The organism is Pseudomonas sp. R3-57, from assembly GCF_051132065.1.
GTDB lineage: Bacteria > Pseudomonadota > Gammaproteobacteria > Pseudomonadales > Pseudomonadaceae > Aquipseudomonas.
The window spans coordinates 272,151-285,016 of the sequence record NZ_CP071655.1 but is presented as its reverse complement, the minus strand read 5'-3'; the positions used below and the strand labels follow the sequence as shown (position 1 = coordinate 285,016).

Below are 12,866 nucleotides of genomic sequence, written 5' to 3'. Positions count from 1 at the left end.
TTTGCATCAGAGAACGGCCACGGGATGTTCCCGTAACGCCGTCAGCAAAGCCGCGGCACTCGCGCCGCGGCAATCCACAACTGTTTGAGCCCCGGCGGCACGTGCCAGCTCGGCGACTCTCGGGCTTGGTACAAACAACGGCAACTGCGCGATGCCTTCCCAGGCTTCACCGGCCATTTGGCGCAGGTGCTCGAAACCCTGTCCACTGCTGACCACCAGGCCGTTCAAGCGTTCCGCTTCGATCCGCCGTGGCAGTTCTTGCGGCGCATAGCTCGGCAACTCGCGTCGATACAACTGCAGATACTCGACACTAGCACCAGACTCGCGCAGACGCTCGGCGAGCAGCTCGCGCCCGCCCTCGCCGCGCAGGATCATCACCCGCGTGCCGGGCTGGCCGAGCACCTCACGCAGACGCGGCAATTGCAGCAAGGCTTCACTGTCATCGCCGGCGTCCGGAAAATACACGTCCAGTCCATGCTCTCGGAGTATCTCGCCGGTCGCCGCGCCGACGCTGAACCACGGCATCGTCAGTGGCTGCGGCTCATACGTATCAAGCAGATCCAGCGCAATGCGCGCCGCCGGTTTGCTGACCACGATCACCGCGTTGCAATCAGGCAGTCGCGCCAGCGCGCGACGGATTGTGGCAGACACCGGCAGCGGAGCAATGTCCAAAAGCGGCAGGCAACTGCTGAAGATCCCCTGCGCGGCCAGGGTTTCGGCCAGCGCCGCGCAGTCGTCTGCGGGGCGCGTCAGCAGCAGGCGCCAGCCCGTCACTCGTGACCTGCCTCGCCGTACACCGCTTTGAGGATGTCGTCGGCGCCCTGGCGCAGCAAGTCTTCGGCGACCTGCACTCCCAACGCTTCAGCGTCGGCTCGCGGCGCACGGGCTTCAGCACTGAGCAACTTGCCGCCACTGGGCTCACCGACCAGACCGCGCAGCCACAATTGCTCGCCTTCGAGCACGGCATAGCAGGCAATCGGCACTTGGCAGCCGCCATTCAAATGCTTGTTGAGCGCGCGTTCGGCGCTGACGCGCGACGAGGTGTCGGCGTGATGCAAAGGCGCAAGCAGCGCGTGGATGTGCGCGTCAGCGCTGCGGCATTCGATGCCCACCGCGCCCTGGCCGCCGGCTGGCAGGCTGTCATCGACGCTGATCGCCGAGGTGATCCGGTCTTCGAAGCCGAGGCGGATCAGACCGGCCGCAGCAAGAATGATCGCGTCGTACTCACCGGCATCGAGCTTGGCCAGACGCGTATTGACGTTGCCCCGCAGGAAGCGGATCTGCAGGTCTGGGCGGCGCGTCAGCAATTGCGCCTGACGACGCAAGCTGGAGGTACCGACAATGCTCCCGGCAGGCAATGATTCGAGGCTGGCATGGGTATTGGAAACGAAGGCGTCGCGCGGGTCTTCGCGCTCGCAGATGCAGAACAGACCGAGGCCTTCGGGGAAGTCCATCGGCACATCTTTCATCGAATGCACGGCGATGTCGGCTTCGTTTTCCAGCAGCGCGGTTTCCAGTTCCTTGACGAACAGGCCCTTGCCGCCGATTTTCGACAGTGGCGAGTCGAGCAGCTTGTCGCCGCGACTGACCATGGGCACCAGCGTTACCTGCAAGCCGGGATGGGCCGCTTCCAGCCGGGCTTTGACGTATTCGGCCTGCCAGAGGGCCAGCGCACTTTTACGGGTGGCGATGCGGATTTCGCGAGAGGACATGGATCAATCCGTACTGAATAGATACGGCGGATAATAACAGCTCAGCCAAATCCACTTTGACTTGAATCAGAAACGACGTGGCCTCCCTGGCCTGTAATGCCCGGTATCAAGGAGCTGGAGCCGCCCGGAGTGACCGGGTCAGAGCCCCTGCATCATTTTGCGTACGCCGGCGACATGACGGCGACTGACGATCAGCGCATCGCCATTGAGGCCTTTGAGGAACAGCTGGAAATGCCCCAGCGGCGTGCGTTGCAGACGCTCGATGCGGTCGCGGGCGACCAGCGCGTTGCGGTGGATGCGCACGAAGCGTTCGCCGAACTCGTCTTCCAGCGCCTTGAGTGGCTCGTCCAGCAGCACTTCGCCGGCCTCGTGGCGCAAGGTCACGTATTTGTGGTCGGCAATGAAATAGACCACCTGATCCAGCGGGATCAGCTCGATGCCTTTGCGGGTGCGGGCACTGATATGGCTGCGTGGACCGTTGCCGCTTTCGGCAGCGGGACGGGTCAGCGACGAGAGTTGTGCCCGGTTGGGACGGTCAGCCCGCTTCAGGGCGTCCTGCAAATGTTCGGTTCGCACGGGTTTCACCACATAGCCCACGGCGCTGGCCTGCAGGGCTTCCACGGCAAATTCATCGGGGCTGGTGCAAAACACCACAGCCGGCGGCGTTTCGCGTTCGCACAGACGGGCAGCAACCTGCAGGCCATCGAGGCCTGGCATGCGGATATCGAGCAAGACGATATCCGGTTTGTGGCTGTCGATCAGTGCCAACGCCTCCTCGCCATTGGTGGCGCTGGGCTCCAGAACTGTATAACCCTCAAGCTCGCTCACCATTCGGCTGAGGCGCTCGCGAGCCAGTGGTTCGTCATCAACGATCAGGACATTCATATTGCGCTGGATTCCTGCGTGAGTCTCGCACAAGGATAGCTAGACAGGTGAAGTGACGTCCGTCACCGCGATCCACGCTAAGACTAGCCCGAGCGCCAAAAAGTGCCGTACGTCGGCCAGCAATATTTGCCAGTGTCCGGGTCGTACCGCTCGAAGCCCGCTGTTTCTTGCGTTTTTCACGGGGTTTGCCGAAGGACAATCCACCCACCCCCTCTTCTTATAGTCGGCGCCCTGCCCTTTGCGCGAGACAAAGCCACGCCGACCCTTACGTCCAACTGTAGACGTTCGTCGGAGCGATATTGCTCAATCGAAAAATATCCTTGCGCAAATTCATGGCGGGCAGCACCGGCCAAGGCCGACACGTGCAGAAAAAAACGTATCGACCGGTGTCAGCGACAGGATTGGCAACCCTGTTATTATCCGCGCCAGCGTTTCACGCCTTCTTTCTTCAAGCCGATACGAGCGAATTCATGAGCACTGACAAGACCAATCAGTCCTGGGGCGGCCGCTTCAGTGAACCCGTCGACGCCTTCGTCGCCCGCTTCACCGCCTCCGTCACTTTCGACCAGCGCCTGTATCGCCACGACATCATGGGCTCGATCGCCCACGCCACCATGCTGGCCAAAGTCGGCGTGCTGACCGATGCCGAGCGCGACAGCATCATCGACGGCCTGAACACCATTCAGGGCGAAATCGAGGCCGGTCAGTTCGACTGGCGCGTCGATCTCGAAGACGTGCACATGAACATCGAAGCGCGCCTGACCGATCGCATTGGCGTAACCGGCAAGAAACTTCATACCGGGCGCAGCCGCAACGATCAGGTCGCCACCGACATCCGCCTGTGGCTGCGTGACGAAATCGACCTGATCCTGGCCGAGATCACGCGCCTGCAAAAAGGCCTGCTGGAGCAGGCCGAGCGCGAAGCCGCGAGCATCATGCCGGGCTTCACTCACCTGCAGACCGCGCAACCGGTCACTTTCGGTCACCACATGCTCGCCTGGTTCGAAATGCTCAGCCGCGATTATGAGCGTCTGGTCGACTGCCGCAAGCGCACCAACCGCATGCCGCTGGGCAGCGCCGCGCTGGCCGGCACCACCTACCCGATCGACCGCGAATACACCGCGCAACTGCTGGGCTTCGACGCCGTCGGCGGCAACTCGCTGGACAACGTCTCCGATCGCGATTTCGCCATCGAATTCTGCTCGGCCGCGAGCATCGCGATGATGCACCTGTCGCGCTTCTCCGAAGAGCTGGTGCTGTGGACCAGCGCGCAGTTCCAGTTCATCGATCTGCCTGACCGCTTCTGCACCGGCAGCTCGATCATGCCGCAAAAGAAAAACCCCGACGTGCCAGAACTGGTGCGTGGCAAGACCGGCCGTGTGTTCGGTGCGCTGATGGGCCTGCTGACCCTGATGAAAGGCCAGCCGCTGGCCTACAACAAGGACAACCAGGAAGACAAGGAGCCGCTGTTCGACGCCGCCGACACCCTGCGCGATTCGCTGCGTGCGTTTGCCGACATGATCCCGGCGATCAAGCCCAGGCACGCGATCATGCGTGAAGCGGCGCTGCGCGGTTTCTCCACCGCGACCGATCTGGCCGACTACCTGGTACGCCGTGGCCTGCCGTTCCGCGATTGCCACGAAATCGTTGGCCACGCGGTGAAATATGGCGTGGACACCGGCAAGGATCTGGCCGAGATGAGCCTCGAAGAACTGCGCCAGTTCAGCGACCAGATCGAGCAGGACGTATTTGCCGTGCTGACCCTGGAAGGCTCGGTGAATGCCCGCGACCATATCGGCGGCACGGCGCCGGCGCAGGTCAAGGCAGCGGTGGTGCGCGGTCAGGCTTTGATCGCCAGCCGCTAAAAGCATCGCTGGCAAGCCAGCTCCCACAGGTTCTGCGGCAAACACACATGTGTGTTTCACACCAGAACCTTGTGGGAGCTGGCTTGCCAGCGATGGCTGACTTCAGAACGCTACAAACCTCACTTCTTGGCAGCAATCATCGCCAAAAACGCCGGCATCGCCGCATCCTTGTCCGCTGCAATTTTCTGCACATGCGGATTCTGCTCAAGCCGCTCCAGCAGCGCCTTCGCCTGCGGCATCTCTGCCAGCCAATCAATCCCGAACAGCTTCTGCCCGACCGCACACGCCAGCGGCACGCTGTAGAGGAAATACAGATCCGCGATGCTCAAACTGTCGCCCGCCACATACGGGGCGAACTTGCCGTGTCGGCCCAGCGCGGCAAAACCGAGCTGCAGCTCAGTGCGGGTCTTGTCCTTGATCGCATCCGGCAAAGTCATGCCGAAAAACGCTTCGCCGTAACAGGCGCGACCCGGCAGCTCGATGTACAGCTCGATTTCCTTGGCGATCGCCAGTACCTGCGCGCGTTCGAACGGGTCGCTCGGAAGCAGCGGTGTGCCTTGCTGGGTCTGTTCGAGATATTCGAGGATGATCGCGGTTTCGTTGATGTAACCGGCATCCACGCCGAGCACCGGGACCTTGCCGCGCGGGCTGATCGCCAGCGATTCTGCGGTTTGCGTGGGGTAGAAAGTCACTTCTTCGAAGGGCAGGCCTTTTTCCAGCAGCGCCAGTTTGACCATGTTGTAGTAATTGCTGACAGAGAAACCGTAAAGCTTGAACATCACATAGCCTCCAGGCCGTGCGGGGTGGGCAGTGCCTGTTTATAGATCGCCACGGTGATTCCCGCCAGCAGCATCACGCCGCTGAATGCGGGTAAACTGGCGCCTTTCCTTGAGGAGCCTGCCATGAGCGAGCCGACAGATATCGTCAACGATGACGACGAAGAAGCATTCACCGGCGCAACGCTGATAGAAGCCATCGAAAACCAGATCGAAAGCGACAACCCGCCAGCAGCCAAGGCAACCTTCAACAAGTTGACCCTGGTGGGCGTCGAGCGCGACGAGATCCTCAAACTGATGGCGCATGTGCTGGCTTACGAGATTGACGCCATGCTGGATGAAGACCGCCCGTTCGATACCGAATGGTACGAAGCGGCGCTGCGTAAATTGCCTGAGCTGCCACCAGAAAAGCAGTGAACCCCATCCTGTAGGAGTGAGCCTGCTCGCGATAGCGTTCTGTCAGTGAAGAATATGCTGACAGGCACTCCGCTATCGCGAGCAGGCTCACTCCTACAATGTTTGTAACGTATCCATCCAGCCAACTCCCCGGCTCTGACTACACTGGAATCCGTCTCAAGACAAAATCCCTTGATCTGAGCACTGGACAGGCCGCACTCGCGGGTTCACCTTAGGGGCGCTGTCGTCCAATTCCTAGAAAGTCTGGAGTCCTTATGTCGCTTACCCCTGAGTTGGTTGCCGAACTGGAAGTCCTCGCACTCTTTCCCCTGGACAGTTCCCAGGAAGGTCTGAAAATTCATCAGACCGCTGCCCCGAAACACATCGCCGCTGCCCAGCGCCTGTTTGATAAAGACCTCACCGACCAGCCCGATGGCGGCTATCTGACCAGCCTCGGTCGGGATGCCGCGCAAAACGTGCAAACCGTGCTGACCATTCTGAGAGAGCAGGAAACCGCCTGATCCCCCTGACTTCGCCCACGGAAACTCCTGCCACGGGATTTTCCGCGGGCCTGCCTTGCCGTGTCACGGTAGAAATCTGACGTCAAAAAACAAATTCAGCTAAAAGTCCCGCTGCGCTACGGCTAAACTGCCTCCCATTCCGAGACCCTCTACATCCGAGCCTGCGAGCCGGTTTGAGCTGACATGACGCGCACCCATGAAATCCGCCCCGACCTGGACGAGGGCATTGACCGCAAGACGCTCAGCCAACTGCGCACGCGTTTTCTCAAACTCAATGAAGGCCGCCTCGGCCGCGCCCTCGAAGGTCTATCGACCCGGCAACAGAGCGTGCTGACGCTGCTGCCGCTGTTCTTTCACGTCAATCACCCGCTGTTACCTGGTTATGTTTCAGGCAGCACGCCGGCCGGCCTGTCGAATTACGAGCCGGACACCGACACCCTCGCCGAAGCCCAGCGCCTGACCCGCTCGTTTTCCTACAAGCCGCGCCACGGCAGCAACCCGCCGCGACCGATCCACGGCCTGTTTCTGATGGGCAGCCTCGGCACGTTGGCCCAGGCCGATCAGAGCGATATGGACGTGTGGGTGTGCCACGCGCCGGATCTGAGCGAAAGCGAACTCGCCGAACTGCAGCGAAAATGCCAGTTGCTTGAAGCCTGGGCCGCGAGCCAAGGGGCTGAGGCGCACTTTTTTCTGATCGACCCGGTGCGTTTCGTCAAAGGTGAACGCGATTCGCAGCTCAGTTCGGAAAACTGCGGCAGCACGCAGCACTTTCTGTTGCTCGACGAGTTCTACCGCACCGCCATCTGGCTGGCCGGGCGCACGCCGATCTGGTGGCTGGTGCCGGTGTATGAAGAAAGCGCCTACGACGCCTACACCCACACGCTGCTGTCCAAACGCTTCATTCGCGCCGACGAAACCCTTGATCTCGGGCCCATGGCAACCATTCCGCCGGGCGAGTTCATCGGTGCCGGGTTATGGCAATTGTTCAAGGGCATCGAGTCACCGTACAAATCGGTGCTGAAATTGCTGCTGACCGAGGTCTATGCCAGCGAACACCCGCAGGTGCAATGCCTGAGCCTGCGTTTCAAGAAAGCCGTGTTCGCCAATCAACTGGACCTGGATGAGCTGGACCCGTACATGGTCGTGTACCGGCGCATCGAGGAATACCTGATTGCCCGCAATGAGCCGGAACGCCTCGAGCTGGTGCGCCGCGCGCTGTACCTCAAGGTCAACCGCAAGCTCACCGGCAACAGCCGCACCCAGAGCTGGCAACGCTCGCTGCTCGAGCGACTGGCCAACGAGTGGCATTGGGATCAACGGCAACTGACCCTGCTCGACAGCCGCAGCCAGTGGAAAGTCCGCCAGGTCAGCGCCGAACGCCGCGCGCTGGTCAACGAGTTGAATTACAGCTATCGCTTCCTCACCCAGTTCGCCCGCACCGAGCAGACCGTCAGCCTGATCAACAAGCGTGACCTGAATGTCCTCGGTCGTCGCCTGTACGCAGCCTTCGAGCGCAAGGCCGACAAGGTCGAGTTCATCAACCCCGGCATCGCCCCGGATCTGGCCGAAGACACCCTGACCCTGGTGCAGTCACGCAATAAAAAAGAGCCGGGGCAAACCCAGTGGGGCCTGTACAACGGCAGCCTGACCGCGCTGGAGTGGGAACACTTCGCGCCGATCAAGCGCAGCCGCGAACTGCTCGAACTGCTGACCTGGTGCCACCGCAACGGCGTGATCGACAGCAGCACGCGGCTGGCCCTGCATCCGGGCAACAGCGACCTGAGCGAGTTCGAATTGTTCAACCTGCTCGGCAGCCTGCAACAGTGCATCGCCCTACCCTTGCCCACGGTCGCCGAAGAACCGCTGCTGCGCGCCGCCGTGCCGAGCGAGGTGCTGGTGCTGATCAACGTCGGGATTGATCCGCTCAAACATCATCGCGACCTGAATATCCTGATGACCACCGAGCGTACTGACTCGCTGAGCTACGCCGGCGTGCGCGAAAATCTGGTGCTGACGCTGGATCAGGTCACGCTCAACAGCTGGAACGAAGTGCTGGTCAATCGCTTCGACGGGCCGCACGCCTTGCTCGACTGCCTGCGCGATTACCTCAACAATCTGCCGCGCGGGCCGTTGCAACCTTCGCTGAAAGTGCGCTGCTTCTGCCACAACCGCGCGCAGTTCATTGCCCGTCGCGTCGAAGAAATCGTCGACACTGCACAGACCCTCCTGCTCAGCGAACTGAACCATCGTTACCTGATTCAGGTGCAGCAGCACTATCACGTGCTGGAACTGGTGCCGGGCCAGGTCAACCACGTGGCGCTCGCCACCCTGCCGGCGCTGCTCGACTACCTCGGCGAGGAACAGCCGCGCTACAGCCCGCTGCACCTGGACCCGATGGCACTCGAGGAACACGACCTCGCGCTGATCCTGCCAATGGGCCAGCCGGAGTGCATTCAGGTGTTCTACCGCATCAGCGAACAACACGCCGAGCTGTACGTGCTGGATGAATTCAATGCGCTGTGGCAGCAGCATCTGCCGTACCACGACGAGCAAAGCCTGTTGGTGCCGTTGCAGCGTTTTCTGCAATCGATCCTGTTCCGCCGCGAAGCCGTGCTGCCGATGGAGGCCGGCTCCGACAGTCGCCTGGAAGTTCTGTATTACCAGTTGTTGCCTTCAGGTCCGGGACGCGCGCGCCGGGTCGAAGCGCGGCCCGCGCCGCAGACGCCGGTCAACGAACCGTTTTACGACGTGCAGGCGATTGTCGGCAAAGCCGCACCGGGCGAAGTGCAAGTCACCTTGTATTGCAATCAGCGGGAGTTCAGCGAGCTGGAGCATGGCGACCAGTTGTCCAGCGTGGTCGCCCGCGAAATTGTCGGGCAGCGCCGAGAAGCCGAGCGCTACCGCTGTTACATCACCGACCTCGACCTGTCGGGCCTGCTCGGTGACGGGCAGAGTTCAAGCAATCTGTATCTGCGCTACAAGGCAGACCTGGAGCGCGCGCTGAACGAGGCGCTTGAGCAGGTCTGACGCGGGGCTTATTCGGTAAAAGCGCCACCGTTGGCCGGCTGCGACTCGACTTCCAGCAGGGTCAGCTTGAGGGTCTTGCCACCCGGGGCTGGCCAGTCGATGTGCTGACCAACCTTCAGGCCCAGCAGCGCACTGCCCACCGGGGCGAGAATGGAGACCTTGCCTTCATCGGCGTTGGCGTCCTTGGGATAGACCAGCGTCAAGTGGTAATCCTTGCCGCTGCCTTCTTCGCGGCAATGCACGCGGGAATTCATGGTCACGACGTCAGCCGGCACTTCATCGTGGCCGACCACGGTGTCGGCGCGATCCAGTTCGGTTTGCAGCGCGATCACGCCCGGCGCAGCCTGGTCTTTCTCGCTCAGGCTGTCGATCAAGCGCTCCAGACGTTGCACGTCCAGACGGGTAAGGGTGATGGAAGGTGCGGTCATGATCCGGGCAGACTCCTTTCTTCTGCACAAAAAAAGCAAAACCCCGCCAAAAAAGACGGGGTTTTTACCAGGCCTCGATGGGTTGAGGCGTGTCCGGACACTATCACAGCTCAAAAAATATACAAGTCACGCCCCACTGGACAGCTTGCGCTGTGACGCCTGGGCGACGATGACCCGGCGCCGCTGATCATCCGCCGAACGCCATTCGCGAATGTCTTCGACATGGCGAAAGCAGCCGAGACAGACTTTCTGCTCGTCCAGCCGACACACGCCACTGCACGGCGAAGGCACGGCTGGGCTGATGTTGCTGTAGAGCGGTTTCGGCGCACGCACCGGAGCAGAATCAGTCACAGAATCACAGGCCTTCGAAATCGAATTCAGCGCCAGCCTGCTGCTTGACGATGCGCTCGAGCATCTCGCCCAATTGCTCTTCGCTCTTGTCGCACATCCAGCGCTCGCTTTCTTCGTCGTAGTCGAAGTGGAAACCGCCGGATACTGCCGCCAGCCACAGCTGACGCAGCGGCTCCTGGCGGCTGAAGATCAGTTGACTGCCGTTTTCGAACTTGACCGTCAGCACACCGGCCGAGACTTCCAGGTCGATGTCCAGGTCGCTTTCATCAAAGATGTCTTCCAGTTTTTCCTGGGTTTCATCGACCAGATCGTGGAAACGGGCTTCGGACAAACTCATTGCGGCAACCTCAAAAATTGTCTGATCAGGCTCAAGCGCCGAAAGATACGGACGCTGCCAGCCGATTGCAAAGGATAACGACCAAGCGCCTTTCCCACTTCAAACACTTATCCTTGCAGGAGTGAGCCTGCTCGCGAATGGCCGGTACATTCAACATCATTGCCGGCTGACACACCGCTATCGCGAGCAGGCTCACTCCTACAGAGGTTTGCGCAAGCCCCGCCAGACGGGAGGGCCATTACATAGGCAAGCTGCCGGGTGGCCGGTATACTCCGGCGCAATTAACGCATTTTCAAGGATTTCGCCATGAAGCGCCTGATCTCTTCCCTTGCTGCGCTCGTCGCGGTTGCCTGCCTCGTTTCGGCCTGCGGTCAAAAAGGCCCGCTGTACTTGCCCGATGACAATCAGGACCCGGCCGAACAAGCCCAATCGTCGCAAAAGCAACCGTCCAAAGCACACAAGCACGACGTTTACTAAGGGATCGCCATGGACGCTTTTAACTACCGCGGCGGCGAGCTGTTCGCGGAAGGTGTGGCGCTGTCGGCCATCGCCGACCGCTTCGGCACCCCGACCTATGTCTACTCGCGCGCGCACATCGAAGCGCAGTATCTGGCCTATGCCGATGCGCTGGCCGGCATGCCGCATCTGGTCTGCTTTGCGGTCAAGGCCAACTCCAACCTCGGCGTATTGAATGTCCTGGCCCGTCTCGGCGCCGGTTTCGACATCGTTTCGCGCGGTGAACTGGAGCGTGTGCTGGCCGCTGGCGGCAGCGCCGACAAGATCGTTTTCTCCGGCGTCGGCAAGACCCGTGACGACATGCGTCGCGCCCTCGAAGTCGGCGTGCACTGCTTCAATGTCGAATCCACCGACGAGCTCGAGCGCCTGCAAATGGTCGCCGCCGAGCTGGGCGTGCGCGCGCCGGTTTCACTGCGCGTCAACCCGGACGTCGATGCTGGCACCCACCCGTACATTTCTACCGGTCTGAAAGAGAACAAGTTCGGCATCGCCATTGCCGGCGCCGAAGACGTGTACGTGCGCGCCGCGCATCTGCCGAACCTGGAAGTGGTCGGCGTCGACTGCCACATCGGTTCGCAACTGACCACGCTGCCGCCATTCCTCGATGCCCTCGACCGTTTGCTGGATCTGGTCGACCGCCTCGGCGATTGCGGCATTCACCTGCGCCACATCGATCTCGGTGGTGGTTTGGGTGTGCGTTACCGCGATGAAGAGCCGCCATTGGCCGCCGACTACGTCAAAGCTGTCCGCGAACGCCTCGAAGGCCGTGATCTGGCGCTGGTGTTCGAGCCGGGCCGTTTCATCGTTGCCAACGCCGGCGTGCTGCTGACGCAGGTCGAGTACCTCAAGCACACCGAACACAAGGATTTCGCCATCGTCGACGCGGCGATGAACGACCTGATCCGCCCGGCGCTGTATCAGGCGTGGATGGATGTCACCGCGGTCAAGCCGCGTGAGACCGCCGCGCGCTCCTATGACATCGTCGGCCCGATCTGCGAAACCGGCGACTTCCTCGCCAAGGACCGTGAGCTGGCACTGGCCGAAGGCGACTTGCTGGCCGTGCACTCGGCCGGTGCCTACGGCTTCGTCATGAGTTCCAACTACAACACCCGCGGCCGTGCCGCCGAGGTGCTGGTAGACGGTGATCAGGTTTTTGAAGTGCGCCGCCGCGAAACCGTGGCCGAGCTGTTTGCCGGCGAAAGCCTGCTGCCGGAGTAACCCATGCTGCTGCGTTTTACCAAAATGCACGGCCTGGGCAATGACTTCATGGTTCTCGACCTGGTCAGCCAGCACGCGCACATTCAGCCCAAACACGCCAAGCAATGGGGCGACCGCCATACCGGCATCGGCTTCGACCAGTTGCTGATCGTCGAAGCCCCGAGCAACCCGGACGTGGATTTCCGTTACCGAATCTTCAACTCCGACGGTTCCGAGGTCGAGCAGTGCGGCAACGGTGCGCGCTGCTTCGCCCGCTTCGTGCTCGACAAGCGCCTGACTGCGAAACGGCAGATCCGCGTCGAGACCAAGGGCGGCATCATCGAACTGGACGTGCGTAACGACGGCCAGATCGGCGTCAACATGGGCGCGCCGCGCCTGGTGCCGGCGGACATTCCGTTCGACGCGCCAGCGCAGGCCAGCAGCTATCAGCTGGAAGTCGACGGCACCACGGTCGAACTGGCGGCCGTGTCGATGGGCAACCCGCACGCGGTACTGCGTGTGCAGGACATCAACAGTGCACCGGTGCATGAGCTGGGGCCGAAAATCGAACACCATCCGCGCTTTCCGGCGCGGGTCAATGTCGGTTTTCTTCAGGTCATCGACCGCCACCGTGCGCAATTGCGCGTGTGGGAACGCGGCGCCGGGGAAACCCAGGCCTGCGGCACCGGCGCCTGCGCGGCGGCCGTCGCGGCCATCAGCCAGGGGTGGATGGATTCGCCGCTGTTGATCGACCTGCCCGGCGGGCGTCTGTCCATCGAGTGGGCCGGTCCCGGCCAACCGGTGCTGATGACCGGTCCGGCAGTGCGTGTATACGAAGGACAAGTGCGTCTTTGA

The 12,866-nt window shown here is 61.6% G+C and carries 14 protein-coding genes; 7 read left to right on the top strand and 7 right to left on the bottom strand.

Annotation, left to right across the window (positions count from 1 at the left end; translation table 11 throughout):
• Positions 1-6: 6 nt before the first annotated feature.
• The 3 genes from J3P93_RS01270 to J3P93_RS01260 all read right to left on the bottom strand — a co-directional run bounded on the left by J3P93_RS01270 (position 7) and on the right by J3P93_RS01260 (position 2,597).
• Entirely contained in the window at positions 7-774 is a 768-nt protein-coding gene (locus J3P93_RS01270) for a uroporphyrinogen-III synthase (RefSeq protein WP_434594445.1), read from the bottom strand.
• On the bottom strand, positions 771-1,712 hold the full coding sequence (gene hemC / locus J3P93_RS01265; protein WP_434594443.1) for a hydroxymethylbilane synthase: 942 nt from the start codon (positions 1,710-1,712) through the stop codon (positions 771-773). The genes J3P93_RS01270 and hemC overlap by 4 nt, the downstream gene beginning before the upstream one ends.
• Before the next feature lie 138 nt (positions 1,713-1,850).
• Positions 1,851-2,597: a LytR/AlgR family response regulator transcription factor gene (locus J3P93_RS01260; RefSeq protein WP_090287428.1), complete on the bottom strand. Its 747-nt coding sequence runs from the start codon at positions 2,595-2,597 to the stop codon at positions 1,851-1,853.
• 470 nt (positions 2,598-3,067) lie between these two features.
• Between J3P93_RS01260 and argH the strand changes: the two genes are divergently transcribed.
• A complete protein-coding gene (gene argH / locus J3P93_RS01255; protein ID WP_090287431.1) occupies positions 3,068-4,462 on the top strand; it encodes an argininosuccinate lyase in 1,395 nt (464 codons plus the stop codon).
• Between the two features lie 119 nt (positions 4,463-4,581).
• On the opposite strand, the gene J3P93_RS01250 is transcribed toward argH, so the two are convergent.
• A complete protein-coding gene (locus J3P93_RS01250) occupies positions 4,582-5,241 on the bottom strand; it encodes a glutathione S-transferase family protein (protein ID WP_434594442.1) in 660 nt (219 codons plus the stop codon).
• Positions 5,242-5,364: 123 nt separating this feature from the next.
• Here J3P93_RS01250 and J3P93_RS01245 point away from each other — a divergent pair, with 123 nt between their 5' ends.
• The 3 genes from J3P93_RS01245 (at position 5,365) to J3P93_RS01235 (ending at position 9,182) form a co-directional block, all read left to right on the top strand.
• Complete coding sequence (locus J3P93_RS01245; protein WP_434594440.1) at positions 5,365-5,655, top strand: hypothetical protein; 291 nt, start codon at positions 5,365-5,367, stop codon at positions 5,653-5,655.
• A gap of 254 nt (positions 5,656-5,909) precedes the next feature.
• Positions 5,910-6,155 (top strand): TIGR02647 family protein, encoded by a 246-nt coding sequence (locus J3P93_RS01240; protein WP_126367578.1) that lies wholly within the window; start codon positions 5,910-5,912, stop codon positions 6,153-6,155.
• Positions 6,156-6,338: 183 nt separating this feature from the next.
• Positions 6,339-9,182: a class I adenylate cyclase gene (locus J3P93_RS01235; protein WP_434594439.1), complete on the top strand. Its 2,844-nt coding sequence runs from the start codon at positions 6,339-6,341 to the stop codon at positions 9,180-9,182.
• 8 nt (positions 9,183-9,190) lie between these two features.
• On the opposite strand, the gene rnk is transcribed toward J3P93_RS01235, so the two are convergent.
• The 3 genes from rnk to cyaY all read right to left on the bottom strand — a co-directional run bounded on the left by rnk (position 9,191) and on the right by cyaY (position 10,298).
• Positions 9,191-9,610 carry a nucleoside diphosphate kinase regulator gene (rnk, locus tag J3P93_RS01230; RefSeq protein ID WP_434594437.1) on the bottom strand — a complete coding sequence of 140 codons (420 nt, stop codon included), beginning with the start codon at positions 9,608-9,610 and terminating at the stop codon, positions 9,191-9,193.
• A 126-nt stretch (positions 9,611-9,736) separates the two neighbouring features.
• Positions 9,737-9,961 carry a DUF1289 domain-containing protein gene (locus tag J3P93_RS01225; RefSeq protein WP_434594436.1) on the bottom strand — a complete coding sequence of 75 codons (225 nt, stop codon included), beginning with the start codon at positions 9,959-9,961 and terminating at the stop codon, positions 9,737-9,739.
• A gap of 4 nt (positions 9,962-9,965) precedes the next feature.
• A complete protein-coding gene (gene cyaY / locus J3P93_RS01220) occupies positions 9,966-10,298 on the bottom strand; it encodes an iron donor protein CyaY (protein WP_203419969.1) in 333 nt (110 codons plus the stop codon).
• A 306-nt stretch (positions 10,299-10,604) separates the two neighbouring features.
• On the opposite strand from cyaY, the gene lptM reads away from it, so the two are divergent.
• Genes lptM through dapF form a run of 3 tightly spaced genes read left to right on the top strand, consistent with a single transcriptional unit; the run spans position 10,605 to position 12,866 of the window.
• Positions 10,605-10,775 carry an LPS translocon maturation chaperone LptM gene (gene lptM / locus J3P93_RS01215; protein WP_090287444.1) on the top strand — a complete coding sequence of 57 codons (171 nt, stop codon included), beginning with the start codon at positions 10,605-10,607 and terminating at the stop codon, positions 10,773-10,775.
• A gap of 9 nt (positions 10,776-10,784) precedes the next feature.
• Positions 10,785-12,032, top strand: coding sequence for a diaminopimelate decarboxylase (gene lysA, locus J3P93_RS01210; protein WP_434594432.1), 1,248 nt, complete (start codon positions 10,785-10,787; stop codon positions 12,030-12,032).
• 3 nt (positions 12,033-12,035) lie between these two features.
• On the top strand, positions 12,036-12,866 hold the full coding sequence (gene dapF, locus J3P93_RS01205; protein ID WP_434594429.1) for a diaminopimelate epimerase: 831 nt from the start codon (positions 12,036-12,038) through the stop codon (positions 12,864-12,866).